This is a genomic window from Pseudomonas sp. RL_105y_Pfl2_101, assembly GCF_963970585.1.
Taxonomy (GTDB): domain Bacteria; phylum Pseudomonadota; class Gammaproteobacteria; order Pseudomonadales; family Pseudomonadaceae; genus Aquipseudomonas.
This window is the reverse complement of the sequence record NZ_CAXAPG010000008.1, coordinates 218,338-242,081: the sequence shown is the minus strand read 5'-3', so window position 1 is coordinate 242,081 and position 23,744 is coordinate 218,338. Positions and strand designations below refer to the sequence as shown.

Below are 23,744 nucleotides of genomic sequence, written 5' to 3'. Positions count from 1 at the left end.
GAAAGAGACCAGATTGCGGTGTGTGAAGACGAAACGAACCGAAAGTTCGAGAGACTCAAAAGCAGCACACAAACTATCGCATACCCATTCGCTGGCACGTGACCGCAAGGCACGCACCGGCTACCGAATTTCTTGACGACCATAGAGCATTGGAACCACCTGATCCCATCCCGAACTCAGCAGTGAAACGATGCATCGCCGATGGTAGTGTGGGGTTTCCCCATGTGAGAGTAGGTCATCGTCAAGATTAAATTCCGAAACCCCTATCTGCTGACGCAGGTAGGGGTTTTGTTTTGCCCGCGGGAAAGTCATTTGTGTTTCTATGCAACTGTCTTGCGCATGGCTATCATGCGGGCCTCATTATCAGGGCGCAGTCCGCATGCTCACGTTGCTAAAACTTCTGAAGGATGGTCGCTTTCACTCAGGGCAGGCGCTGGGTGTTGCGCTGGGTATCAGTCGTAGTGCTGTATGGAAGCAATTGCAGCACTTGGAAGCAGAAATAGGGCTGTCTGTTCATAAGGTTCGAGGTAAGGGGTATCAGTTGGCTAAGCCTCTGGTGCTTTTGGATGCTGCAGAGATTCACGCAAAAGGCCTTCAAGAGTGGCCTGTCCATATCTTTGACGCTATTGACTCCACCAACGCCGAGGCGCTGCGTTTGATCGAGCGTGGGGCGGCGGCGCCGTTTATGGTTTTGGCTGAGCGACAGATCGCCGGTCGTGGGCGTCGTGGCCGTAAGTGGGTCAGTCCGTTTGCCGAAAACCTCTACCACAGCCTAGTGCTGCGCATTGACGGTGGCATGCGACAGATCGAAGGGCTGAGCTTGGTCGTCGGACTTGCTGTCATGCATGCCCTACGTGATATGGGGATCGCTGACGCGGGGCTGAAATGGCCTAATGATGTCCTAGTGGGAGAAAAAAAGATCGCCGGCATTTTGCTTGAGTTGGTAGGGGATCCGGCGGACGTTTGCCATGTTGTCCTGGGCGTTGGGATTAACGTGAATATGCAATCGACTGACGAGGTCGATCAGCAATGGACATCCATGTGTCTTGAGGCGGGAAGGGATTTTGATCGAAATGAGTTGGTGGCGCGATTGGTGGCGAAGCTTCAGCACTATCTGAGGCTTCATCACGCATCGGGGTTTGCCGCAATACAGTCGGAGTGGGAGCAATACCATCTTTGGCAGGGCAGGACTGTCTCCCTGATTGCCGGTGTTAATAAAATTGACGGCATTGTGCTGGGCATTGATCACCAGGGTGCGCTGCGTTTGAAGGTAGAGGGTGTGGAAAAAAACTTTAACGGTGGTGAGCTCAGTCTGAGGTTGCGTAATGATTCTTGAGCTTGACTGCGGCAATAGCTTTATCAAATGGCGTGTTCTTTGTGCTGACGGGGTGACGCCGGTTGAAGGTGGCGTGGTCAGCTCTGATAGCGATTTGCTGGTGAGCCTGAATAATGCCGAGAAGTTCCAGCTCAAGAAATGTCGCCTTGTTAGCGTGAGGACCCTGGAGGAGACAGATTCATTGGTTGCCTCTCTGGTTGATATGTTTGGGCTGTTGGTTACCCGAGCTGTGCCTGCCCGAGAAATGGCGGGGGTGAAAAACGGCTATCAGGATCACGAGCGGCTGGGGCTTGATCGATGGCTGGCCCTGCTTGGTGGGTTCCATCTTGCTTCAGGCGCGTGCCTGGTCCTTGATTTTGGTACTGCCATTACGGCTGATTTTGTGGCTGGGGACGGTGTGCATCTCGGCGGATTTATTTGTCCGGGGATGCCTTTGATGCGTAACCAGTTGCGTACTCATACGCGAAGAATTCGCTATGACGATATGGCGGCCGAGCGAGCTCATGAGAGTCTCGCTCCGGGTCGGACAACTGTCGAAGCGGTCGAGCGCGGTTGCATGTTGATGCTCAGAGGGTTTGTCCTGACTCAGCTTGAATTGGCGCAGCAATATTGGGGAAGGGATTTCGTGGTGTTTCTCACTGGTGGGGACGCCAACCTGGTTTCCGGGGTGGTTCCTGATGCCAAGGTAGTGCCCGACCTGGTTTTTGTCGGTTTGGCGATGGCCTGTCCTTTGTCTTGAGGTTTCTATGCGGTGGTTGTTTCTGTTGTTGCTGGTTTTGAATGTCTTCTACTACATCTGGCATCAGCAGGAGGCGCCGCTTCGCGCCAAGGATGTGACTCCACTGAGTTTGTACCGCGGTTCGCAGCAGGATATTCACCTTTTGAGCGAAACAGCGGATGCGCTTGTTGGGCGTGACCTGGGTAAAACCGGTGAAGCGCAAAAGACCTGTGTTTACTTGGGTGGTTTTGTTCGTCCGGAGCTGGCTAGGCAGTTGGAGCGGCGATTGGCTGTCTCGGGCATCGTAGGTCATTCTGCTGCATCGAACTCGCCAAATCTCCCTGAGGGTGGGGGATTCTGGGTTCAGGTTTCTCAGGAAAGTGCGGGAAAGGTGAATGAAACGCTGCTGCAAAACCTTTCTAAAGAATTCAATGAGTTAAAACATAAAATAATGCCATGCGAAGGGGTTGCACCTGCTGGATAGTTTGCATAGAATGGCGCCCGCTTCGCAGCGAAGACCTTTAAAGGTTAGCGATACGAAGCGACGTCAACGCAGCTAACCTCAGGTTTTTAATGAGAAAATGCTTGACAGAAGGCTGGCATGATATAGAATGCCGGCTCGCTTAGGAGGGGTTCCCGAGCGGCCAAAGGGATCAGACTGTAAATCTGACGTCTACGACTTCGAAGGTTCGAATCCTTCCCCCTCCACCATTTTTAGCGTGAGCTGCAAGCTCCGCGGGTATAGTTTAGTGGTAGAACCTCAGCCTTCCAAGCTGATGATGCGGGTTCGATTCCCGCTACCCGCTCCAAGTTTGCAGGTTGTGCAAAGTGTTTCGCTCTTGTAGCTCAGTTGGTAGAGCACACCCTTGGTAAGGGTGAGGTCAGCGGTTCAAATCCGCTCAAGAGCTCCATATAACAAGGCAGATATGAAAATATCTGCCTTTGTTTTAATGGTTTGTGTGACTCGCTAAATTCTTCTCCTAGGGGTGATTTCGATGGCTAAGGAAAAGTTCGAACGTAACAAGCCGCACGTCAACGTCGGTACCATTGGTCACGTTGACCACGGTAAAACCACGTTGACCGCTGCTCTGACCCGTGTCTGCTCCGAGGTTTTCGGTTCGGCCAAGGTTGACTTCGACAAGATCGATAGCGCCCCGGAAGAGAAAGCTCGCGGTATCACCATCAACACCGCTCACGTTGAGTACGATTCGTCTGTGCGTCACTACGCACATGTTGACTGTCCAGGTCACGCCGACTACGTAAAAAACATGATCACCGGTGCTGCCCAGATGGACGGCGCGATCCTGGTTTGTTCGGCTGCTGATGGTCCGATGCCGCAAACTCGTGAGCACATCCTGCTGTCCCGTCAGGTGGGCGTTCCGTACATCGTTGTCTTCCTGAACAAGGCAGACATGGTTGACGATGCCGAGCTGTTGGAGCTGGTTGAGATGGAGGTGCGCGACCTGCTGAGCACTTACGACTTCCCAGGTGATGACACTCCAATCATCATCGGTTCGGCTCTGATGGCTCTGAACGGCCAAGACGACAACGAAATGGGCACCACCGCTGTTAAGAAGTTGGTGGAAACTCTGGATAGCTACATTCCAGAGCCAGAGCGTGCTATCGACAAGCCGTTCCTGATGCCAATCGAAGACGTGTTCTCGATCTCTGGTCGCGGTACTGTTGTGACTGGTCGTGTTGAGCGTGGCATCGTCCGCATTCAGGAAGAAGTTGAGATTGTCGGTCTGCGCGATACTCAGAAAACTACCTGCACCGGCGTTGAAATGTTCCGCAAGCTGCTTGACGAAGGTCGTGCTGGCGAGAACTGCGGCGTGCTGCTGCGTGGCACCAAGCGTGACGACGTTGAGCGTGGCCAGGTTCTGGTCAAGCCAGGCACCGTCAAGCCGCACACCAAGTTCACTGCAGAAGTTTACGTTCTGAGCAAGGAAGAAGGCGGTCGTCATACTCCGTTCTTCAAAGGCTACCGTCCACAGTTCTACTTCCGTACAACTGACGTGACTGGTAACTGCGAGCTGCCAGAAGGCGTTGAAATGGTAATGCCAGGTGACAACATTCAGATGACTGTTACCCTGATCAAGACCATCGCGATGGAAGACGGTCTGCGTTTCGCTATCCGTGAAGGCGGTCGTACCGTCGGCGCTGGCGTCGTAGCCAAAGTCATCGAGTAAACAGTTGTAATGTCTTTTTCGGGCCGGCATAATGGTCGGCCTGATTTTGTTTTAGGTCAGTAGCTCAATTGGCAGAGCGACGGTCTCCAAAACCGTAGGTTGGGGGTTCGATTCCCTCCTGACCTGCCAGATTCACTCAGTGTGTCTGGCTTTCTTTTCACAGGATCTTCATAGATGACTCCTAAAGCTGAAGCTCAAGGCTCTCGCTTCGATCTGCTCAAGTGGCTAGTGGTAGTCGCTTTGGTGGTTGTTGGCGTTGTTGGCAATCAGTATTATTCTGCTTCGCCGATCCTGTACCGTGTACTTGCATTGCTTGCCATTGCCGCTGCTGCTGCCTTTGTAGGCCTGCAGACGGCCAAGGGCAAGTCTTTCTTTGTACTCGCTAAGGAAGCTCGCACTGAGATTCGTAAAGTCGTATGGCCGACTCGCCAAGAAACCACGCAGACCACGTTGATCGTTGTGGCTGTTGTTCTGGTAATGGCGTTGCTGTTGTGGGGGCTTGATTCCCTGCTCGGCTGGCTTGTTTCCTTGATTGTTGGCTAAGGGTGTCCCGTGGCTAAGCGTTGGTACGTTGTGCATGCTTACTCGGGTTATGAGAAGCATGTTATGCGCTCGCTGGTAGAGCGCGTAAAGCTGGCTGGCATGGAAGATGGCTTTGGCGAGATTCTGGTCCCCACTGAAGAAGTGGTTGAGATGCGTAATGGCCAGAAGCGCAAAAGTGAGCGTAAGTTCTTTCCAGGCTATGTGCTGGTACAGATGGATATGAATGAAGGGACTTGGCACTTGGTCAAGGATACCCCTCGGGTGATGGGCTTCATTGGCGGTACCGCCGACAAGCCTGCGCCGATCACGGATAAAGAGGCAGAAGCGATTCTGCGTCGCGTCGCTGATGGTAGCGACAAGCCGAAGCCGAAGACATTGTTTGAGCCAGGTGAGGTTGTACGCGTCACCGACGGTCCATTCGCTGATTTCAATGGCACGGTTGAAGAGGTTAACTACGAAAAGAGCCGGATCCAAGTGGCAGTGCTCATTTTCGGTCGCTCTACTCCGGTAGAGCTAGAGTTCAGTCAGGTCGAAAAGGTCTGATTGAACAGGCATCCCAACCCCGCAGCCCAAGGCTGTGGGGTTTTGTCGTCACTGGGATAAACGCGCAAGTAACCGGGGAGCCTTTCGAGGCGTTCGAACCCGTAATTGGAGTGCCTCATGGCCAAAAAAATTACCGCTTACATCAAGCTGCAAGTGAAGGCCGCTCAGGCTAACCCAAGCCCACCTGTTGGTCCTGCCCTGGGTCAGCACGGCGTGAACATCATGGAGTTCTGCAAGGCCTTCAACGCCCGTACTCAGGGTCTTGAGCCAGGTCTGCCGACTCCAGTGATCATCACTGTCTACAGCGACCGTAGCTTCACTTTTGAAACAAAAAGCACCCCAGCTTCGGTTCTGCTGAAGAAGGCTGCAGGTTTGACCAGCGGTTCCGCTCGTCCAAACACCGTTAAGGTTGGCACCGTTACCCGTGCTCAGCTGGAAGAAATCGCGAAAACCAAAAACGCGGATCTGACTGCAGCTGATATGGATGCAGCCGTGCGTACTATCGCCGGTTCTGCTCGTAGCATGGGCCTTAACGTGGAGGGTGTGTAATGGCTAAGCTGACCAAGCGTCAAAAGGCTATCGCCGGCAAAATCGAAGCAGGCAAGGCCTACAACTTTGTAGACGCCGCCGCTCTGCTGGCTGAGCTGTCGACTGTCAAGTTCAGCGAGTCGTTCGACGTTGCTGTAAACCTGGGCGTTGACCCGCGTAAATCCGACCAGGTCGTTCGTAGCGCTACCGTGCTGCCGCACGGCACTGGCAAGACCGTTCGTGTAGCTGTCTTCACCCAGGGCCCGGCGGCTGAAGCTGCTCTGGCCGCTGGCGCTGATCGCGTAGGCATGGACGATCTGGCTGCTGAAATGAAGGGCGGCGACCTGAACTATGACGTAGTGATCGCATCCCCGGATGCCATGCGCGTTGTAGGTCAGCTGGGTCAGATCCTTGGTCCACGTGGTCTGATGCCTAACCCTAAAGTCGGCACCGTAACGCCAGACGTAGCCACCGCGGTTAAAAACGCCAAGGCTGGTCAGGTTCGTTATCGCACCGACAAAAACGGCATCATCCACACTTCCGTTGGCAAGATCGGCTTCGACGCCGTCAAGCTGAAGGAAAACGTTGAAGCCCTGATCGCTGATCTGAAGCGTATCAAGCCAGCTTCTTCGAAAGGTATCTACGTCAAGCGCGTTACCCTGAGCACCACTATGGGGCCAGGCCTGGTCATCGATCAGAGCTCGCTCGACGCGTAAGACTCAGGTTGGCGCAAGTAATTGCGCCAACCAAAAAATTGGGGTCCCTGCCTGGCGGGGGCTGTCCAAGACCGTAGGCGACGCAAGTCTTAAACCACAAGCCTACGCAGATGGTGCTCCCGGTTCCTTACCGAATCAGACACCAAAACGACATTCGGTTTCGACCGGATGAAACGGTAACAAGCAGGAGTTAAACCCGTGGCAATTAAACTCGAAGACAAGAAGGCCATCGTCGCTGAAGTCAACGAGGCTGCCAAAGCTGCTCTGTCCGCTGTCGTGGCTGATGCCCGTGGCGTAACAGTAGGCGCTATGACCGGACTCCGTAAAGAGGCTCGTGAAGCTGGCGTTTACGTACGTGTTGTACGTAACACCCTGCTCAAACGCGCTGTTGCTGACACTGAATACAGTGTCCTCAACGACGTGTTCACCGGCCCGACCTTGATCGCGTTCTCCACCCAACATCCTGGCGCTGCTGCCCGTTTGTTCAAGGAGTTCGCCAAAGGTCAGGACAAGTTCGAGATTAAGGCAGCTGCGTTCGAGGGCAAGTTCCTCGCAGCTAACCAGATCGACGTACTGGCAACTCTGCCGACCCGTGACGAAGCAATTTCTCAGCTGATGAGCGTGATTCAAGGCGCAACCAGCAAATTGGCTCGTACTCTGGCGGCACTGCGCGACCAGAAAGAAGCTGCCGCAGCCTAAGGCTCGACACTCCTTTTCGCGTTTTTTGTTTATTTCGATGGTCGCGTAGGCCGTCCCCCAATCCAGGAATTTAGAGTCATGTCTATCTCTCAAAACGATATCCTCGAAGCCGTTGGCAACATGTCCGTAATGGAAGTTGTTGAGCTGATCAAAGCTTTCGAAGAAAAATTCGGTGTTACCGCTGCTGCTGCTTCCGCTGGTCCAGCTGTTGCTGCTGCCGTTGCTGAAGAGCAAACCGAGTTCAACGTCATGCTGACCGAAGCTGGCGAGAAGAAAGTAAACGTGATCAAGGCAGTACGTGAACTGACCGGTCTGGGCCTGAAAGAAGCCAAGGCTGTAGTTGACGGCGCTCCTGCCATGGTTCTGGAAGCTGTTGCCAAAGATGCAGCTGACAAAGCCAAGGCCGCTCTGGAAGAAGCAGGCGCTAAAGTCGAGCTGAAGTAAGCATCGACTTTGCGTCTCCAGCCCGAGCGTTAAGCGACAGGCTGATGGCTGGTGGCTCTTGCCACCGGCCTTTTTCCGTTATTGGCAGCCGACTGGGTCGGTGCCGATAGCGAGCTGTAACCACCCGATGTGGTGGCGCAAACCATGGGGTTTGCACGATTTTCTGGCTGCTCCCGTCGGGAGGGGCCAAACAAGCAGGTGACCAAGCTGGGGAACGCTGATGGCTTACTCATATACTGAGAAAAAACGTATCCGCAAGGACTTTAGCAAGTTGCCGGACGTCATGGATGTGCCGTACCTCCTGGCCATCCAGCTGGATTCGTATCGTGAATTCTTGCAAGCGGGAGCGACTAAAGATCAGTTCCGCGACGTGGGCCTGCATGCGGCCTTCAAATCCGTTTTCCCGATCATCAGCTACTCCGGCAATGCTGCGCTGGAGTACGTCGGTTATCGCCTGGGCGAACCGGCATTTGATGTCAAAGAATGCGTATTGCGCGGTGTTACTTACGCCGTACCTTTGCGGGTAAAAGTGCGCCTGATCATTTTCGACAAAGAATCGTCGAACAAAGCGATCAAGGACATCAAAGAGCAAGAAGTCTACATGGGTGAAATCCCCCTGATGACTGAGAACGGTACCTTCGTAATCAATGGTACCGAGCGTGTAATCGTTTCCCAGCTGCACCGTTCTCCGGGCGTGTTCTTCGACCACGACCGTGGCAAGACGCACAGCTCCGGCAAACTGCTTTACTCCGCGCGCATCATTCCTTACCGCGGTTCGTGGTTGGACTTCGAGTTCGACCCGAAAGACTGCGTATTCGTGCGTATCGACCGTCGTCGCAAGCTGCCTGCATCGGTACTGCTGCGTGCGCTCGGCTATACCACCGAAGAAGTGCTGGACGCGTTCTACACCACCAACGTCTTCCATGTGCAGGGTGAAAACCTCAGCCTGGAACTGGTGCCTCAGCGCCTGCGCGGTGAAATCGCTGTCCTCGACATCCAGGATGACAAAGGCAAGGTTATTGTCGAGCAGGGTCGTCGTATCACTGCTCGCCACATCAACCAGCTGGAGAAAGCCGGGATCAAAGAGCTGCAGGTGCCTCTGGACTACGTCCTGGGTCGTACCACGGCCAAGGTCATCGTGCATCCGGCCACCGGCGAAATCCTGGCAGAGTGCAACACCGAGTTGAACACCGAGATCCTGGCAAAAATCGCCAAGGCCCAGGTCGTTCGCATCGAGACGCTGTACACCAACGACATCGACTGCGGTCCGTTCATCTCCGACACGCTGAAGATCGACTCCACCGGCAACCAGTTGGAAGCCCTGGTCGAAATCTATCGCATGATGCGTCCTGGCGAGCCGCCAACCAAGGATGCCGCCGAGACCCTGTTCAACAACCTGTTCTTCAGCCCTGAGCGCTATGACCTGTCTGCGGTCGGTCGGATGAAGTTCAACCGTCGTATCGGTCGTACCGAAATCGAAGGTTCGGGTGTACTGAACAAGGACGACATCGTTGCCGTCCTCAAGACCCTGGTCGACATCCGTAACGGCAAGGGCATCGTCGATGACATCGACCACCTGGGTAACCGTCGTGTTCGCTGTGTCGGCGAAATGGCCGAGAACCAGTTCCGTGTTGGCCTGGTGCGCGTAGAGCGTGCGGTCAAGGAACGCCTGTCGATGGCTGAAAGCGAAGGCCTGATGCCGCAAGACCTGATCAATGCCAAGCCTGTGGCTGCGGCGGTGAAGGAGTTCTTCGGTTCGAGCCAGCTGTCCCAGTTCATGGACCAGAACAACCCGCTGTCCGAGATCACGCACAAGCGTCGTGTCTCCGCACTCGGCCCGGGCGGTCTGACCCGTGAACGTGCAGGCTTCGAAGTTCGTGACGTACACCCGACTCACTACGGTCGTGTATGCCCGATCGAAACGCCGGAAGGTCCGAACATCGGTCTGATCAACTCCCTGGCTGCCTATGCGCGTACCAACCAATACGGCTTCCTCGAGAGCCCGTACCGCGTGGTGAAAGACGCCTTGGTTACCGACGAGATCGTGTTCCTGTCCGCCATCGAAGAAGCTGATCACGTGATCGCCCAGGCTTCGGCCACGATGAACGACAAGAAGGTCCTGGTCGACGAGCTGGTAGCTGTTCGTCACTTGAACGAGTTCACCGTCAAGGCGCCGGAAGACGTCACCTTGATGGACGTATCGCCCAAGCAGGTAGTTTCGGTTGCAGCGTCGCTGATCCCGTTCCTCGAGCACGACGACGCCAACCGTGCGTTGATGGGTTCGAACATGCAGCGTCAAGCTGTACCAACCCTGCGTGCCGACAAGCCGCTGGTAGGTACCGGCATGGAGCGTAACGTTGCCCGTGACTCCGGCGTTTGCGTCGTGGCTCGTCGTGGTGGTGTGATCGACTCTGTTGACGCAAGCCGTATCGTGGTTCGTGTTGCCGATGACGAAGTTGAAACTGGCGAAGCCGGTGTCGACATTTACAACCTGACCAAATACACCCGCTCCAACCAGAACACCTGCATCAACCAGCGTCCGCTGGTGAGCAAGGGTGATCGGGTTCAGCGCAGCGACATCATGGCCGACGGTCCGTCCACCGATATGGGTGAACTGGCGTTGGGTCAGAACATGCGCATCGCGTTCATGGCATGGAACGGCTTCAACTTCGAAGACTCCATCTGCCTGTCCGAGCGTGTGGTTCAGGAAGACCGCTTCACCACGATCCACATCCAGGAACTGACCTGTGTGGCCCGTGACACCAAGCTTGGCCCAGAGGAAATCACTGCGGACATCCCTAACGTGGGTGAAGCTGCACTGAACAAACTGGACGAAGCCGGTATCGTTTACGTAGGTGCTGAAGTAGGTGCAGGCGACATCCTGGTGGGCAAGGTCACTCCGAAAGGCGAGACCCAGCTGACTCCGGAAGAAAAACTGCTGCGTGCCATCTTCGGTGAAAAAGCCAGCGACGTTAAAGACACCTCCCTGCGCGTGCCTACCGGCACCAAGGGTACCGTCATCGACGTACAGGTCTTCACTCGCGACGGCGTTGAGCGTGATGCTCGTGCACTGTCGATCGAGAAGACTCAACTCGACGAGATCCGCAAGGACCTGAACGAAGAGTTCCGTATCGTCGAAGGCGCAACTTTCGAGCGTCTGCGCTCCGCTCTGGTCGGCCACAAAGCCGAAGGCGGCGCCGGCCTGAAGAAAGGTCAGGAAATCACCGACGAAGTTCTCGACGGTCTTGAGCATGGCCAGTGGTTCAAACTGCGCATGGCTGAAGATGCTCTGAACGAGCAGCTCGAGAAGGCCCAGGCCTATATCGTTGATCGCCGCCGTCTGCTGGATGACAAGTTCGAAGACAAGAAGCGCAAACTGCAGCAGGGCGATGACCTGGCTCCAGGCGTGCTGAAAATCGTCAAGGTTTACCTGGCAATCCGTCGCCGCATCCAGCCGGGCGACAAGATGGCCGGTCGTCACGGTAACAAAGGTGTGGTCTCCGTGATCATGCCGGTTGAAGACATGCCGCACGATGCCAATGGCACCCCGGTCGATGTGGTCCTCAACCCGTTGGGCGTACCTTCGCGTATGAACGTTGGGCAGATCCTTGAAACCCACCTGGGCCTTGCGGCCAAAGGCTTGGGCGAGAAGATCAACCGCATGATCGAAGAGCAGCGCAAGGTCGCTGACCTGCGTAAGTTCCTGCACGAGATCTACAACGAGATCGGCGGTCGCAACGAAGAGCTGGACACCTTCTCCGACCAGGAAATCCTGGATCTGGCGAAGAACCTGCGCGGCGGCGTTCCAATGGCTACTCCGGTGTTCGACGGTGCCAAGGAAAGCGAAATCAAGGCCATGCTGAAACTGGCAGACCTGCCAGAAAGCGGCCAGATGCAGCTGTTCGACGGCCGTACCGGCAACAAGTTCGAGCGCCCGGTTACCGTTGGCTACATGTACATGCTGAAGCTGAACCACTTGGTAGACGACAAGATGCACGCTCGTTCTACCGGTTCTTACAGCCTGGTTACCCAGCAGCCGCTGGGTGGTAAGGCGCAGTTCGGTGGTCAGCGTTTCGGGGAGATGGAGGTCTGGGCACTGGAAGCGTACGGTGCTGCATACACTCTGCAAGAAATGCTCACAGTGAAGTCGGACGATGTGAACGGCCGGACCAAGATGTACAAAAACATCGTGGACGGCGATCACCGTATGGAGCCGGGCATGCCCGAGTCTTTCAACGTGTTGATCAAGGAAATTCGTTCCCTCGGCATCGATATCGATCTGGAAACCGAATAACACGTGACGCGAATCGAGAGCGGGGCTGTTTTGCCCGCTCTCTGCTCCGCCAGGAGGAAAGGCCTTGAAAGACCTACTGAATTTGCTGAAAAACCAGGGTCAAGTCGAAGAGTTCGACGCCATCCGCATTGGATTGGCCTCGCCTGAGATGATCCGTTCGTGGTCGTTCGGTGAAGTTAAAAAGCCGGAAACCATCAACTACCGTACGTTCAAACCTGAGCGTGACGGCCTGTTCTGCGCCAAGATCTTTGGCCCGGTCAAGGATTACGAGTGCCTGTGCGGTAAGTACAAGCGCTTGAAGCACCGTGGCGTGATCTGCGAGAAGTGCGGCGTTGAAGTCGCGCTGGCAAAAGTTCGTCGTGAGCGCATGGCGCACATCGAGCTGGCCTCGCCAGTTGCCCACATCTGGTTCCTGAAATCGCTGCCGTCCCGTATCGGCCTGCTGATGGACATGACCCTGCGTGATATCGAACGTGTTCTCTACTTCGAGAGCTATGTCGTTATCGATCCAGGCATGACCACCCTTGAAAAAGGTCAGCTGCTCAACGACGAGCAGTACTTCGAAGCGCTGGAAGAGTTCGGCGACGATTTTGATGCCCGCATGGGTGCCGAAGCTGTCCGCGAACTGCTGCACGCTATCGACCTGGAGCACGAGATTGGCCGTCTGCGCGAAGAAATTCCGCAAACCAACTCCGAAACCAAAATCAAGAAGCTGTCCAAGCGTCTGAAGTTGATGGAAGCCTTCCAGGGTTCCGGCAACCTGCCAGAGTGGATGGTACTGACTGTTCTGCCGGTTCTGCCGCCAGACTTGCGTCCACTGGTTCCGCTCGATGGCGGTCGTTTCGCGACGTCCGACCTCAACGATCTGTATCGTCGAGTGATCAACCGTAACAACCGCTTGAAGCGTCTGCTCGATCTGTCCGCTCCGGACATCATTGTGCGCAACGAAAAGCGTATGTTGCAGGAAGCGGTCGACGCACTGCTCGACAACGGTCGTCGTGGTCGCGCTATCACCGGTTCCAACAAGCGTCCTCTGAAATCCCTGGCTGACATGATCAAGGGTAAGCAGGGTCGTTTCCGTCAGAACTTGCTCGGTAAGCGTGTTGACTACTCCGGTCGTTCGGTCATTACCGTAGGCCCGACCCTGCGTCTGCATCAGTGCGGTCTGCCAAAGAAAATGGCCCTGGAGCTGTTCAAACCGTTCATTTTCGGCAAGCTGGAAATGCGTGGTCTTGCGACCACCATCAAAGCGGCCAAGAAAATGGTCGAGCGCGAACTGCCAGAGGTCTGGGACGTTCTCGCTGAAGTCATTCGCGAACACCCGGTCCTGCTCAACCGTGCGCCGACCCTCCACCGTCTGGGTATCCAGGCGTTTGAACCAGTACTGATCGAAGGTAAGGCTATCCAGCTGCACCCGTTGGTCTGTGCTGCGTACAACGCCGACTTCGACGGCGACCAGATGGCCGTGCACGTACCGCTGACACTGGAAGCCCAGTTGGAAGCGCGTGCGTTGATGATGTCGACCAACAACATCCTGTCGCCAGCTAACGGTGAGCCAATCATCGTTCCGTCGCAGGACGTTGTATTGGGTCTGTACTACATGACGCGTGAAGCGATCAACGCCAAGGGCGAAGGTCGTGTGTTCGCGGATCTGCAGGAAGTTGACCGTGTGTTCCGTGCCGGCGAAGCCGCACTGCACGCCAAGGTCAAGGTGCGGATCAACGAAACCGTGAACGATCGTGACGGCGGCAGCGTGACCAACACTCGTATCGTCGACACCACTGTCGGCCGCGCGCTGTTGTTCCAGGTTGTGCCAAAAGGCCTGTCCTACGACGTCGTCAACCTGCCAATGAAGAAAAAGGCGATCTCCAAGCTGATCAACCAGTGCTACCGCGTGGTTGGTCTGAAAGAGACCGTGATCTTCGCTGACCAGTTGATGTACACCGGTTTTGCCTATTCGACCATTTCCGGTGTTTCCATCGGTGTTAACGACTTCGTTATCCCGGATGAAAAAGCCCGCATCATCGGTGCTGCTACCGAAGAAGTGAAAGAGATCGAAAGTCAGTACGCCTCCGGCCTGGTAACCCAGGGCGAGAAGTACAACAAGGTGATCGACCTCTGGTCCAAGGCGAACGACGAAGTATCCAAGGCGATGATGGCTAACCTCTCGAAAGAGAAAGTCATCGACCGTCACGGCAACGAAGTCGACCAGGAGTCGTTCAACTCGATGTACATGATGGCCGACTCGGGCGCACGGGGTTCTGCTGCGCAGATCCGTCAGCTCGCCGGTATGCGTGGCCTGATGGCCAAGCCGGACGGTTCCATCATCGAGACCCCGATTACCGCGAACTTCCGTGAAGGTTTGAGCGTACTTCAGTACTTCATCTCCACTCACGGTGCTCGTAAGGGTCTTGCGGATACCGCGTTGAAAACGGCGAACTCCGGTTACCTGACTCGCCGTCTGGTAGACGTTGCCCAGGATCTGGTCGTGACCGAGATCGATTGCGGCACCGAGCATGGCCTGGTAATGACTCCGCACATCGAAGGCGGTGACGTTGTAGAGCCGTTGGGTGAGCGCGTATTGGGTCGTGTCATCGCCCGTGACGTATTCAAGCCGGGTACCGAGGACGTGATCGTTCCTGCGGGCACCCTGGTTGACGAGAAGTGGGTCGAGTTCATCGAGCTCAACAGCATCGACGAAGTGATCGTACGTTCGCCGATCAGCTGCGAAACTCGCTACGGTATCTGCGCTAAGTGCTACGGTCGCGACCTGGCACGTGGTCACCAGGTGAACATCGGTGAAGCGGTCGGCGTTATCGCTGCCCAGTCCATCGGTGAGCCGGGTACCCAGCTGACGATGCGTACGTTCCACATTGGTGGTGCGGCAAGCCGGACCTCCGCAGCCGACAGCGTTCAGGTGAAGAATGGCGGTACCGTCCGTCTGCACAACCTGAAGCACGTTGAGCGCGTGGATGGTCACCTGGTTGCTGTATCCCGCTCCGGTGAGCTGGCCATCGCTGATGACTTCGGTCGTGAGCGTGAACGCTACAAGCTGCCGTACGGTGCTGTGATTTCGGTCAAGGAAGGTGACAAGGTCGACGCTGGCGCCATCGTGGCCAAGTGGGACCCGCACACTCACCCGATCGTTACCGAAATGAAGGGTACCGTGACCTACGTGGGCATGGAAGAAGGCATCACGATCAAGCGTCAGACCGACGAATTGACCGGTATGACCAACATTGAAGTACTCGATGCAAAAGATCGTCCAGCTGCCGGCAAGGACATCCGTCCTGCTGTGAAGATGGTCGACGACAACGGCAAGGATCTGTTGCTGCCAGGCACTGACGTAATCGCTCAGTACTTCCTGCCAGCCAACGCCTTGGTCGGTGTTGCGGACGGTGCGCGGATCGCGATCGGTGATGTTATCGCCCGTATCCCGCAGGAAACTTCGAAAACCCGCGACATCACCGGTGGTCTGCCGCGTGTTGCCGACTTGTTCGAAGCCCGTCGTCCGAAAGAAGCCTCGATTCTGGCTGAAGTCAGCGGCACCATCGCGTTCGGTAAAGAGACCAAGGGCAAGCGTCGCCTGGTCATTACACCGAACGACGGTAGCGATCCGTACGAAGAGCTGATTCCGAAGTGGCGTCACCTGAACGTCTTCGAAGGCGAACAGGTAAACCGCGGCGAAGTTATCTCGGACGGTCCGAGCGATCCACACGACATCCTGCGCCTGCTGGGTGTGAGTGCGCTGGCCAAGTACATCGTGAACGAGATCCAGGACGTTTATCGTCTGCAAGGCGTGAAGATCAACGACAAGCACATCGAGACCATCCTGCGTCAGATGCTGCGTAAGGTCGAGATCGCTGAATCCGGCGACTCGAGTTTCATCAAGGGCGACCAGATGGAACTGACTCACGTACTGGTGGAAAACGAGCGCCTGTCGACTGAAGACAAGTTTGTCTCCAAGTTCACTCGCGTGCTGCTGGGTATCACCAAGGCGTCGTTGTCCACCGAATCGTTCATCTCGGCGGCTTCCTTCCAGGAAACCACTCGCGTACTGACCGAAGCGGCGGTAACCGGCAAGCGCGATTACCTGCGCGGCCTGAAAGAAAACGTGGTCGTGGGTCGTCTGATCCCGGCCGGTACCGGCTTGGCCTATCACAGCGAGCGCAAGCGTCGCCGTGATGCTGACAAGCCGTTGCGCGTAAGCGCCAGTGAAGTGGAAGCTGCACTGACCGAAGCACTGAACTCGAGTGGTAACTGAGTTCTGCAGTAATTGAGTGCCAGGCCCTGGTCGCCCCGTTCGGCGGATCGAGACAAATCGTCGAGATCCGGCGGGCGGGGAGGTCGGGGCCTTGCCTTGACTGGGGGCAAGATCCTCTTTAGACTCTTGATCCCCTAAATTTGGCGGGAATTCGTTCCTGCCATTTTGCTTTTCTTGTAAGACAATAGCGTCGCAAGACAACAGTGGAGCTAGTAGATGGCAACTATCAACCAGCTGGTACGTCAGCCGCGTAAGCGTATCGTCGAGAAATCCGACGTGCCTGCGCTGCAGAACTGCCCGCAACGTCGTGGCGTATGCACCCGTGTGTATACCACCACGCCGAAAAAACCTAACTCGGCACTGCGTAAAGTATGCCGTGTGCGTCTGACCAACGGTTTCGAGGTTTCCTCGTACATCGGCGGTGAAGGCCACAACCTGCAAGAACACAGCGTGGTGCTGATCCGCGGCGGTCGTGTAAAAGACTTGCCAGGTGTTCGTTACCACACCGTTCGCGGCTCTTTGGATACTTCCGGTGTTAAAGGTCGTAACCAGGGTCGTTCGAAGTACGGTACCAAGCGTCCGAAATAATCGGCCGTTTTGCAGTTTTTAATTTTATTGAGTCGATAAGAGTAAGGTCGGGCACGCATCTGCTGTCCCGGGCTAACCTGAAGACCGTTTGAGGGCTTATCAATGCCAAGACGTCGCGTAGCAGCCAAACGTGAGATTCTGGACGATCCGAAATACGGAAGCCAGATTCTCGCCAAGTTCATGAACCACGTAATGGAAAGCGGCAAGAAAGCCGTTGCCGAGCGTATCGTTTATGGCGCACTGGACAAAGTTAAGGAACGCAAGAACAGCGATCCCCTGGAAATCTTCGAGAAAGCTCTCGACGCCATCGCTCCGCTGGTCGAAGTGAAGTCGCGCCGTGTAGGTGGTGCTACTTACCAGGTTCCGGTCGAAGTTCGTCCGTCCCGTCGTAACGCCCTGGCAATGCGCTGGTTGGTAGACTTCGCCCGCAAGCGCGGTGAGAAGTCCATGGCCCTGCGTTTGGCTGGCGAACTGTTGGACGCTGCTGAAGGTAAAGGTGCTGCAGTTAAGAAGCGTGAAGACGTGCACCGTATGGCTGAAGCCAACAAGGCTTTCTCGCACTACCGCTTCTAATTTTAGCGTCACTCAATTTGCGAGGGCTTTATGGCTCGTACTACACCGATTAATCGCTACCGTAACATCGGTATCGTTGCTCACGTGGATGCTGGTAAAACCACCACCACCGAGCGCGTCCTTTTTTACACCGGCAAAAGTCACAAGATGGGCGAGGTGCATGATGGCGCCGCGACCACCGACTGGATGGTGCAGGAGCAGGAGCGTGGTATTACCATTACTTCTGCTGCCATTACCGCTTTCTGGAAGGGTTCCGAGAAGCAGTACAAGGACGAGCACCGCTTCAACGTCATCGATACCCCGGGCCACGTTGACTTCACTATTGAAGTTGAGCGTTCCCTGCGCGTACTCGACGGCGCTGTGGTTGTATTCTGCGGCACCTCGGGTGTTGAGCCTCAGTCGGAAACCGTATGGCGTCAAGCCAACAAATACGGCGTTCCGCGTCTTGTTTATGTGAACAAGATGGACCGTGCTGGTGCCAACTTCCTGCGCGTGATCGGTCAGATCAAGCAGCGTCTGGGTCACACTCCAGTGCCTATCCAGCTGGCTATCGGTGCCGAAGACAACTTCCAGGGTCAGATCGATCTGATCAACATGCAAGCGGTCTACTGGAGCGATGCTGACAAAGGCATGGTTCCTGTTCGCAAGGACATTCCTGCTGAATTGCTGGAAGAAGCCGAGCAATGGCGCAGCAACATGGTTGAGGCTGCGGCCGAAGCCAGCGAAGAGCTGATGAACAAATACCTCGAGGGTGAAGAGCTCACCAACGAGGAAATCAAGGCCGCTCTGCGTCAGCGTACTATCGCTGGCGAAATCGTTCTGGCTGTTTGCGGTTCTTCCTTCAAGAACAAGGGTGTTCCCCTGGTTCTCGACGCCGTTATCGACTTCCTGCCTGCGCCGACCGACATTCCTTCCATCAAGGGTACCGACCCGGATGACGAGACTGTCGAGCTGGAGCGTCATGCAGACGACAACGAGCCGTTCTCGGCCTTGGCGTTCAAGATCGCTACCGACCCATTCGTGGGTACCTTGACATTTGTCCGTGTTTACTCGGGCGTGTTGAACTCCGGCGACGGCGTGATCAACTCTGTAAAAGGCAAGAAAGAGCGCGTAGGCCGTATGGTGCAAATGCACGCAAACGCCCGCGAAGAGATCAAGGAAGTGCGCGCTGGCGACATCGCGGCCTTGATCGGCATGAAGGACGTCACCACGGGTGAAACTTTGTGCAGTGGCGACAAGCCAATCATCCTGGTTCGCATGGACTTCCCGGAGCCGGTTATTTCGGTTGCCGTTGAGCCTAAGACCAAGGACGACCAGGAAAAAATGGGTATCGCTCTGGGCAAACTTGCTCAGGAAGACCCGTCTTTCCGCGTCAAGACTGATGAAGAGACTGGTCAGACGATCATCTCGGGCATGGGCGAGTTGCACCTGGACATCCTGGTTGACCGGATGCGCCGTGAGTTCAACGTCGAAGCCAACATCGGTAAGCCTCAGGTTTCCTATCGTGAGCGCATCACGAAGAACTGTGAAATCGAAGGTAAGTTCGTTCGCCAATCCGGTGGTCGTGGCCAGTTCGGTCATTGCTGGATCCGTTTTGCACCGGCTGACGAAGGTCAGGAAGGTCTGCAATTCGTGAACGAAGTTGTAGGTGGTGTGGTTCCTAAGGAATACATCCCGGCGATCCAGAAGGGTATCGAAGAGCAGATGAAGAACGGCGTTGTCGCCGGCTATCCGCTGATCGGCCTGAAGGCGACTGTGTTCGATGGTTCTTACCATGACGTCGACTCCAACGAGATGGCGTTTAAGGTGGCTGCTTCCATGGCAACCAAGCAATTGGCCCAGAAGGGCGGTGGTGAGTTGCTTGAGCCGATCATGGCGGTAGAGGTCGTTACGCCTGAAGACTACATGGGTGATGTCATGGGCGACCTTAACCGTCGTCGTGGCATGATTCTGGGTATGGAAGATACGGTTTCCGGCAAGGTGATTCGTGCTGAGGTTCCGTTGGGTGAAATGTTCGGTTACGCGACCGACGTTCGTTCCATGTCTCAGGGTCGCGCAAGCTACTCTATGGAATTCAAAAAATACAATACAGCTCCGTCGCATATCGTCGAGACTGTTACCAAAAAACAAGGCTGATTCAGCCCCTTTAAGCTAGGAGTTAATTGTCGTGGCTAAAGAAAAATTTGAACGGAACAAACCGCACGTCAACGTTGGCACCATTGGTCACGTTGACCACGGTAAAACCACGCTGACCGCTGCTCTGACCCGTGTCTGCTCCGAAGTTTTCGGTTCGGCCAAGGTTGACTTCGACAAGATCGATAGCGCCCCGGAAGAGAAAGCTCGCGGTATCACCATCAACACTGCTCACGTTGAATACGATTCGTCCGTGCGTCACTACGCACACGTTGACTGCCCGGGTCACGCCGACTACGTAAAAAACATGATCACCGGTGCTGCCCAGATGGACGGCGCGATCCTGGTTTGTTCGGCTGCTGATGGTCCGATGCCACAAACTCGTGAGCACATCCTGCTGTCCCGTCAGGTGGGCGTTCCGTACATCGTTGTCTTCCTGAACAAGGCAGACATGGTTGATGACGCTGAGCTGCTGGAACTGGTTGAGATGGAAGTGCGCGACCTGCTGAGCACTTACGACTTCCCAGGTGATGACACTCCAATCATCATCGGTTCGGCTCTGATGGCTCTGAACGGCCAAGACGACAACGAAATGGGCACCACCGCTGTCAAGAAGCTGGTGGAAACTCTGGACAGCTACATCCCAGAGCCAGAGCGTGCTATCGACAAGCCGTTCCTGATGCCAATCGAAGACGTGTTCTCGATCTCTGGTCGCGGTACTGTTGTGACTGGTCGTGTTGAGCGTGGCATCGTCCGCATTCAGGAAGAAGTTGAGATCGTCGGTCTGCGCGACACTCAGAAAACTACCTGCACCGGCGTTGAAATGTTCCGCAAGCTGCTTGACGAAGGTCGTGCTGGCGAGAACTGCGGCGTGCTGCTGCGTGGCACCAAGCGTGACGACGTTGAGCGTGGCCAGGTTCTGGTCAAGCCAGGCACCGTCAAGCCGCACACCAAGTTCACTGCAGAAGTTTACGTTCTGAGCAAGGAAGAAGGTGGTCGTCATACTCCGTTCTTCAAAGGCTACCGTCCACAGTTCTACTTCCGTACAACTGACGTGACTGGTAACTGCGAGCTGCCAGAAGGCGTTGAAATGGTAATGCCAGGTGACAACATTCAGATGACTGTTACCCTGATCAAGACCATCGCGATGGAAGACGGTCTGCGTTTCGCTATCCGTGAAGGCGGTCGTACCGTCGGCGCTGGCGTCGTAGCCAAAGTCATCGAGTAAGTCTCTTATAGAGTCAGCTTGATGAGTTGAAAGGGCCCCCGCTTAGCGGGGGCTTTTTTATTGGGTTGACACCTATCGGGGGCGTCTATAGAATTGCGCCTCCTTTTAACGGGCGTATTGCGCCCGGTGGGAATAGCAGCCGGAGTCTGAAATCCAATGCAAAATCAGCAAATCCGTATCAGGTTGAAGGCTTTTGATCATCGCCTGATCGACCAATCCACCCAGGAAATCGTGGAAACCGCGAAACGTACTGGTGCTCAAGTGCGTGGTCCAATTCCACTGCCTACCCGTAAAGAGCGGTTCACCGTTCTGGTCTCCCCGCACGTCAACAAAGACGCGCGTGACCAGTACGAGATCCGTACTCATAAGCGCGTTCTGGACATCGTCCAGCCAACGGATAAAACCGTTGATGCACTTATGAAGCTTGATCTTGCGGCCGGTGTGGAAGTGCAGATCAGCCTCGGCTAAGACTCGGTCTTAGTCGTGTAACGCTCTGAAATGGGCGGCCATAGCGGGTGAAAGCCCCGTACACTCATGAGGTTTACAACATGACTATTGGTGTAGTCGGTCGTAAATGCGGTATGACCCGTATTTTCACCGAAGAAGGTGTCTCCATTCCGGTCACGGTCATTGAGATCGAGCCGAATCGCGTCACCCAGTTCAAAACTGAAGAGACCGATGGCTATCGTGCAGTGCAAGTCACTGTCGGCGAGCGTCGCGCTTCGCGTGTAACAGCAGCTCAGGCTGGCCACTTCGCCAAGGCGAACGTTGCCGCTGGTCGTACCGTAATGGAATTCCGCCTTGAAGAAGGCGAGTACCAGGCCGGCGATCTGATCAACGCTGAAATTTTTGCCGCTGGCCAACTGGTTGATGTGACCGGTCAGTCCAAGGGTAAAGGCTTCCAGGGTACGATCAAGCGTTGGAACTTCCGCGGGCAAGATAATACCCACGGTAACTCCGTATCCCACCGCGTTCCAGGCTCTATCGGCCAGTGCCAGACTCCTGGTCGTGTATTCAAGGGCAAAAAAATGTCCGGTCATATGGGCGCTGAGCGCGTGACCGTGCAGTCCCTCGAAGTAGTGCGCGTGGACGCTGAACGCAATCTGTTGTTGGTCAAGGGTGCTGTTCCTGGCGCTACTGGCGGCAACTTGGTTGTACGTCCAGCAGCCAAGGCTCGCGGTTAAGGGGAAGCTGACATGCAATTAAATGTAAATGACGCTCAAGCGATCGAAGTTTCCGAACTGACATTTGGCGGCGAATTCAACGAGACGCTGGTTCACCAAGCAGTCGTGGCCTACATGGCTGGCGGCCGTCAAGGTAGCAAGCAGCAAAAGACCCGTTCCGACGTTTCCGGTGGCGGCAAGCGCCCATGGCGTCAGAAAGGTACTGGCCGTGCTCGTGCCGGTACTATCCGTAGCCCAATCTGGCGTGGCGGCGGTACCACTTTCGCGGCTCGTCCTCAGGATCACTCCCAGAAGCTGAACAAGAAGATGTATCGCGCAGCAATGCGTTCCATCCTTGCTGAGCTGGTGCGTACTGATCGTCTGGTCGTGGTTCAGGACTTCGCTGTTGAAGCACCGAAAACCAAAGATCTGCTGAACAAGCTGAACGGCATGGGCCTGACTGACGTCCTGATCGTGTCTGATGCTGTTGATCAGAACCTGTACCTGGCTGCTCGTAACCTGCCACACGTCGACGTTCGTGACGTGCAGGGTTCCGATCCGGTCAGTCTGATCGCATACGACAAGGTGTTGATCACCGTGTCGGCCGTGAAGAAATTCGAGGAGCTGCTGGGATGAACCAGGAACGCGTATTTAAAGTTCTGCTTGGCCCGCACGTTTCCGAGAAGGCTACGGTTCTGGCAGACAAGAAAGGCCAGTTCGTTTTCAAGGTTGCTACCGACGCAACCAAGCTGGAAATCAAGAAGGCCGTCGAAAGCCTGTTCAGCGTGAAAGTAGAGCGCGTGACTACCCTGAACGTTCTGGGTAAAAGCAAGCGCACTGCTCGCGGTCTGGGCAAGCGTAATGACTGGAAGAAGGCAGTTATCTCCCTTCAGCCAGGCCAAGATCTCGATTTCAGCAGCAGTGCTGAGTAAGGAAGGGGTGCATCATGGCAATCGTTAAATGCAAACCGACTTCCCCTGGCCGCCGTTTTGTGGTCAAGGTGGTCAACCAGGAGCTGCATAAAGGCGCTCCTCACGCACCGCTGCTCGAGAAAAAATCGAAGTCTGGTGGTCGTAACAACAATGGCCGTATTACCACTCGTCACATCGGTGGTGGTCATAAGCAGCATTATCGTCTGGTCGACTTCCGTCGCAACGACAAGGATGGCATCGCTGCCACCGTCGAGCGTATCGAATACGATCCAAACCGTACTGCTCACATCGCTCTGCTGCTGTACGCAGATGGCGAGCGTCGCTACATCATCGCCCCTAAAGGCGTGAGTGCTGGTGACCAGCTGATCGCAGGTGCCTTGGCGCCGATCAAGCCGGGCAACGCTCTGCAACTGCGTAACATTCCAGTTGGTAGCACCGTACACGGCATCGAATTGAAGCCAGGTAAAGGCGCGCAGATCGCTCGTTCCGCTGGTGCTTCGGCTCAGCTGATCGCTCGTGAAGGTGTCTACGTGACCCTGCGTCTGCGTTCTGGTGAGATGCGTAAAGTACTGGCTGAATGCCGTGCGACCCTGGGCGAAGTCTCGAACTCCGAGCACAGCCTGCGTTCGTTGGGTAAAGCTGGTGCCAAGCGCTGGCGTGGCGTTCGCCCAACCGTTCGTGGTGTTGCCATGAACCCGGTTGACCACCCACATGGTGGTGGTGAAGGTCGTACCTCTGGTGGTCGTCATCCGGTATCGCCATGGGGCTTCCCGACTAAGGGCGCGAAGACTCGTGGTAATAAGCGTACCGACAAAATGATCGTCCGTCGTCGCAAGTAAATAGAGGGATACGA

Annotated in this window: 21 protein-coding genes, 4 tRNA genes and 1 rRNA gene; all 26 read left to right on the top strand. The window is 55.5% G+C overall.

The genetic code is table 11. From position 1 onward, the window contains the following. The first annotated feature begins 131 nt into the window (after nucleotides 1-131). The 26 genes from rrf (at nucleotide 132) to rplB (ending at nucleotide 23,730) form a co-directional block, all read left to right on the top strand. Nucleotides 132-247, top strand: a 5S ribosomal RNA gene (gene rrf / locus AACY31_RS12690). Nucleotides 248-379: 132 nt separating this feature from the next. Continuing rightward, a complete protein-coding gene (birA, locus tag AACY31_RS12685) occupies nucleotides 380-1,336 on the top strand; it encodes a bifunctional biotin--[acetyl-CoA-carboxylase] ligase/biotin operon repressor BirA (RefSeq protein WP_339504534.1) in 957 nt (318 codons plus the stop codon). After that, nucleotides 1,326-2,075, top strand: a complete 750-nt coding sequence (locus tag AACY31_RS12680; RefSeq protein ID WP_339491725.1) for a pantothenate kinase — start codon at nucleotides 1,326-1,328, stop codon at nucleotides 2,073-2,075. The genes birA and AACY31_RS12680 overlap by 11 nt, the downstream gene beginning before the upstream one ends. Nucleotides 2,076-2,082: 7 nt before the next feature. Next, nucleotides 2,083-2,538 (top strand): hypothetical protein, encoded by a 456-nt coding sequence (locus AACY31_RS12675; RefSeq protein ID WP_339483764.1) that lies wholly within the window; start codon nucleotides 2,083-2,085, stop codon nucleotides 2,536-2,538. A 142-nt stretch (nucleotides 2,539-2,680) separates the two neighbouring features. Continuing rightward, nucleotides 2,681-2,765: transfer RNA gene (locus tag AACY31_RS12670), tRNA-Tyr, on the top strand. A gap of 24 nt (nucleotides 2,766-2,789) precedes the next feature. Further along, a tRNA-Gly gene (locus AACY31_RS12665) sits at nucleotides 2,790-2,863 on the top strand. 26 nt (nucleotides 2,864-2,889) lie between these two features. Further along, a tRNA-Thr gene (locus AACY31_RS12660) sits at nucleotides 2,890-2,965 on the top strand. Between the two features lie 84 nt (nucleotides 2,966-3,049). Further along, on the top strand, nucleotides 3,050-4,243 hold the full coding sequence (gene tuf, locus AACY31_RS12655; protein WP_339481469.1) for an elongation factor Tu: 1,194 nt from the start codon (nucleotides 3,050-3,052) through the stop codon (nucleotides 4,241-4,243). A 53-nt stretch (nucleotides 4,244-4,296) separates the two neighbouring features. Beyond that, nucleotides 4,297-4,372, top strand: a tRNA-Trp gene (locus AACY31_RS12650). 45 nt (nucleotides 4,373-4,417) lie between these two features. Then, entirely contained in the window at nucleotides 4,418-4,786 is a 369-nt protein-coding gene (secE, locus tag AACY31_RS12645) for a preprotein translocase subunit SecE (protein ID WP_339481463.1), read from the top strand. 9 nt (nucleotides 4,787-4,795) lie between these two features. After that, entirely contained in the window at nucleotides 4,796-5,329 is a 534-nt protein-coding gene (gene nusG / locus AACY31_RS12640) for a transcription termination/antitermination protein NusG (RefSeq protein WP_003186097.1), read from the top strand. A 117-nt stretch (nucleotides 5,330-5,446) separates the two neighbouring features. Further along, nucleotides 5,447-5,878, top strand: a complete 432-nt coding sequence (rplK, locus tag AACY31_RS12635; protein WP_003176435.1) for a 50S ribosomal protein L11 — start codon at nucleotides 5,447-5,449, stop codon at nucleotides 5,876-5,878. Then, nucleotides 5,878-6,573, top strand: coding sequence for a 50S ribosomal protein L1 (gene rplA / locus AACY31_RS12630; RefSeq protein ID WP_003186095.1), 696 nt, complete (start codon nucleotides 5,878-5,880; stop codon nucleotides 6,571-6,573). Before rplK ends, rplA begins: the two co-directional genes overlap by 1 nt. A gap of 198 nt (nucleotides 6,574-6,771) precedes the next feature. Continuing rightward, complete coding sequence (rplJ, locus tag AACY31_RS12625; protein ID WP_003206099.1) at nucleotides 6,772-7,272, top strand: 50S ribosomal protein L10; 501 nt, start codon at nucleotides 6,772-6,774, stop codon at nucleotides 7,270-7,272. Between the two features lie 78 nt (nucleotides 7,273-7,350). Continuing rightward, nucleotides 7,351-7,716 (top strand): 50S ribosomal protein L7/L12, encoded by a 366-nt coding sequence (rplL, locus tag AACY31_RS12620; protein ID WP_007970414.1) that lies wholly within the window; start codon nucleotides 7,351-7,353, stop codon nucleotides 7,714-7,716. A gap of 220 nt (nucleotides 7,717-7,936) precedes the next feature. Continuing rightward, nucleotides 7,937-12,010 (top strand): DNA-directed RNA polymerase subunit beta, encoded by a 4,074-nt coding sequence (gene rpoB, locus AACY31_RS12615; RefSeq protein WP_013694338.1) that lies wholly within the window; start codon nucleotides 7,937-7,939, stop codon nucleotides 12,008-12,010. Nucleotides 12,011-12,074: 64 nt separating this feature from the next. Further along, nucleotides 12,075-16,274, top strand: a complete 4,200-nt coding sequence (gene rpoC, locus AACY31_RS12610; RefSeq protein WP_339481466.1) for a DNA-directed RNA polymerase subunit beta' — start codon at nucleotides 12,075-12,077, stop codon at nucleotides 16,272-16,274. Nucleotides 16,275-16,490: 216 nt separating this feature from the next. Continuing rightward, a complete protein-coding gene (gene rpsL, locus AACY31_RS12605; RefSeq protein ID WP_003186084.1) occupies nucleotides 16,491-16,862 on the top strand; it encodes a 30S ribosomal protein S12 in 372 nt (123 codons plus the stop codon). A 102-nt stretch (nucleotides 16,863-16,964) separates the two neighbouring features. Continuing rightward, on the top strand, nucleotides 16,965-17,435 hold the full coding sequence (rpsG, locus tag AACY31_RS12600; RefSeq protein ID WP_003186074.1) for a 30S ribosomal protein S7: 471 nt from the start codon (nucleotides 16,965-16,967) through the stop codon (nucleotides 17,433-17,435). Between the two features lie 30 nt (nucleotides 17,436-17,465). Beyond that, nucleotides 17,466-19,571: an elongation factor G gene (fusA, locus tag AACY31_RS12595; protein ID WP_339481468.1), complete on the top strand. Its 2,106-nt coding sequence runs from the start codon at nucleotides 17,466-17,468 to the stop codon at nucleotides 19,569-19,571. 31 nt (nucleotides 19,572-19,602) lie between these two features. After that, nucleotides 19,603-20,796: an elongation factor Tu gene (tuf, locus tag AACY31_RS12590; protein WP_339481469.1), complete on the top strand. Its 1,194-nt coding sequence runs from the start codon at nucleotides 19,603-19,605 to the stop codon at nucleotides 20,794-20,796. Between the two features lie 156 nt (nucleotides 20,797-20,952). Beyond that, nucleotides 20,953-21,264: a 30S ribosomal protein S10 gene (gene rpsJ / locus AACY31_RS12585; protein WP_003186070.1), complete on the top strand. Its 312-nt coding sequence runs from the start codon at nucleotides 20,953-20,955 to the stop codon at nucleotides 21,262-21,264. A gap of 80 nt (nucleotides 21,265-21,344) precedes the next feature. After that, nucleotides 21,345-21,980 carry a 50S ribosomal protein L3 gene (gene rplC / locus AACY31_RS12580; RefSeq protein WP_003186059.1) on the top strand — a complete coding sequence of 212 codons (636 nt, stop codon included), beginning with the start codon at nucleotides 21,345-21,347 and terminating at the stop codon, nucleotides 21,978-21,980. A 12-nt stretch (nucleotides 21,981-21,992) separates the two neighbouring features. Next, entirely contained in the window at nucleotides 21,993-22,595 is a 603-nt protein-coding gene (gene rplD / locus AACY31_RS12575) for a 50S ribosomal protein L4 (RefSeq protein ID WP_003186057.1), read from the top strand. Then, nucleotides 22,592-22,891, top strand: coding sequence for a 50S ribosomal protein L23 (rplW, locus tag AACY31_RS12570; RefSeq protein WP_002555488.1), 300 nt, complete (start codon nucleotides 22,592-22,594; stop codon nucleotides 22,889-22,891). Before rplD ends, rplW begins: the two co-directional genes overlap by 4 nt. 14 nt (nucleotides 22,892-22,905) lie before the next feature. Next, on the top strand, nucleotides 22,906-23,730 hold the full coding sequence (gene rplB, locus AACY31_RS12565; RefSeq protein ID WP_003186055.1) for a 50S ribosomal protein L2: 825 nt from the start codon (nucleotides 22,906-22,908) through the stop codon (nucleotides 23,728-23,730). Nucleotides 23,731-23,744: the final 14 nt, after the last annotated feature.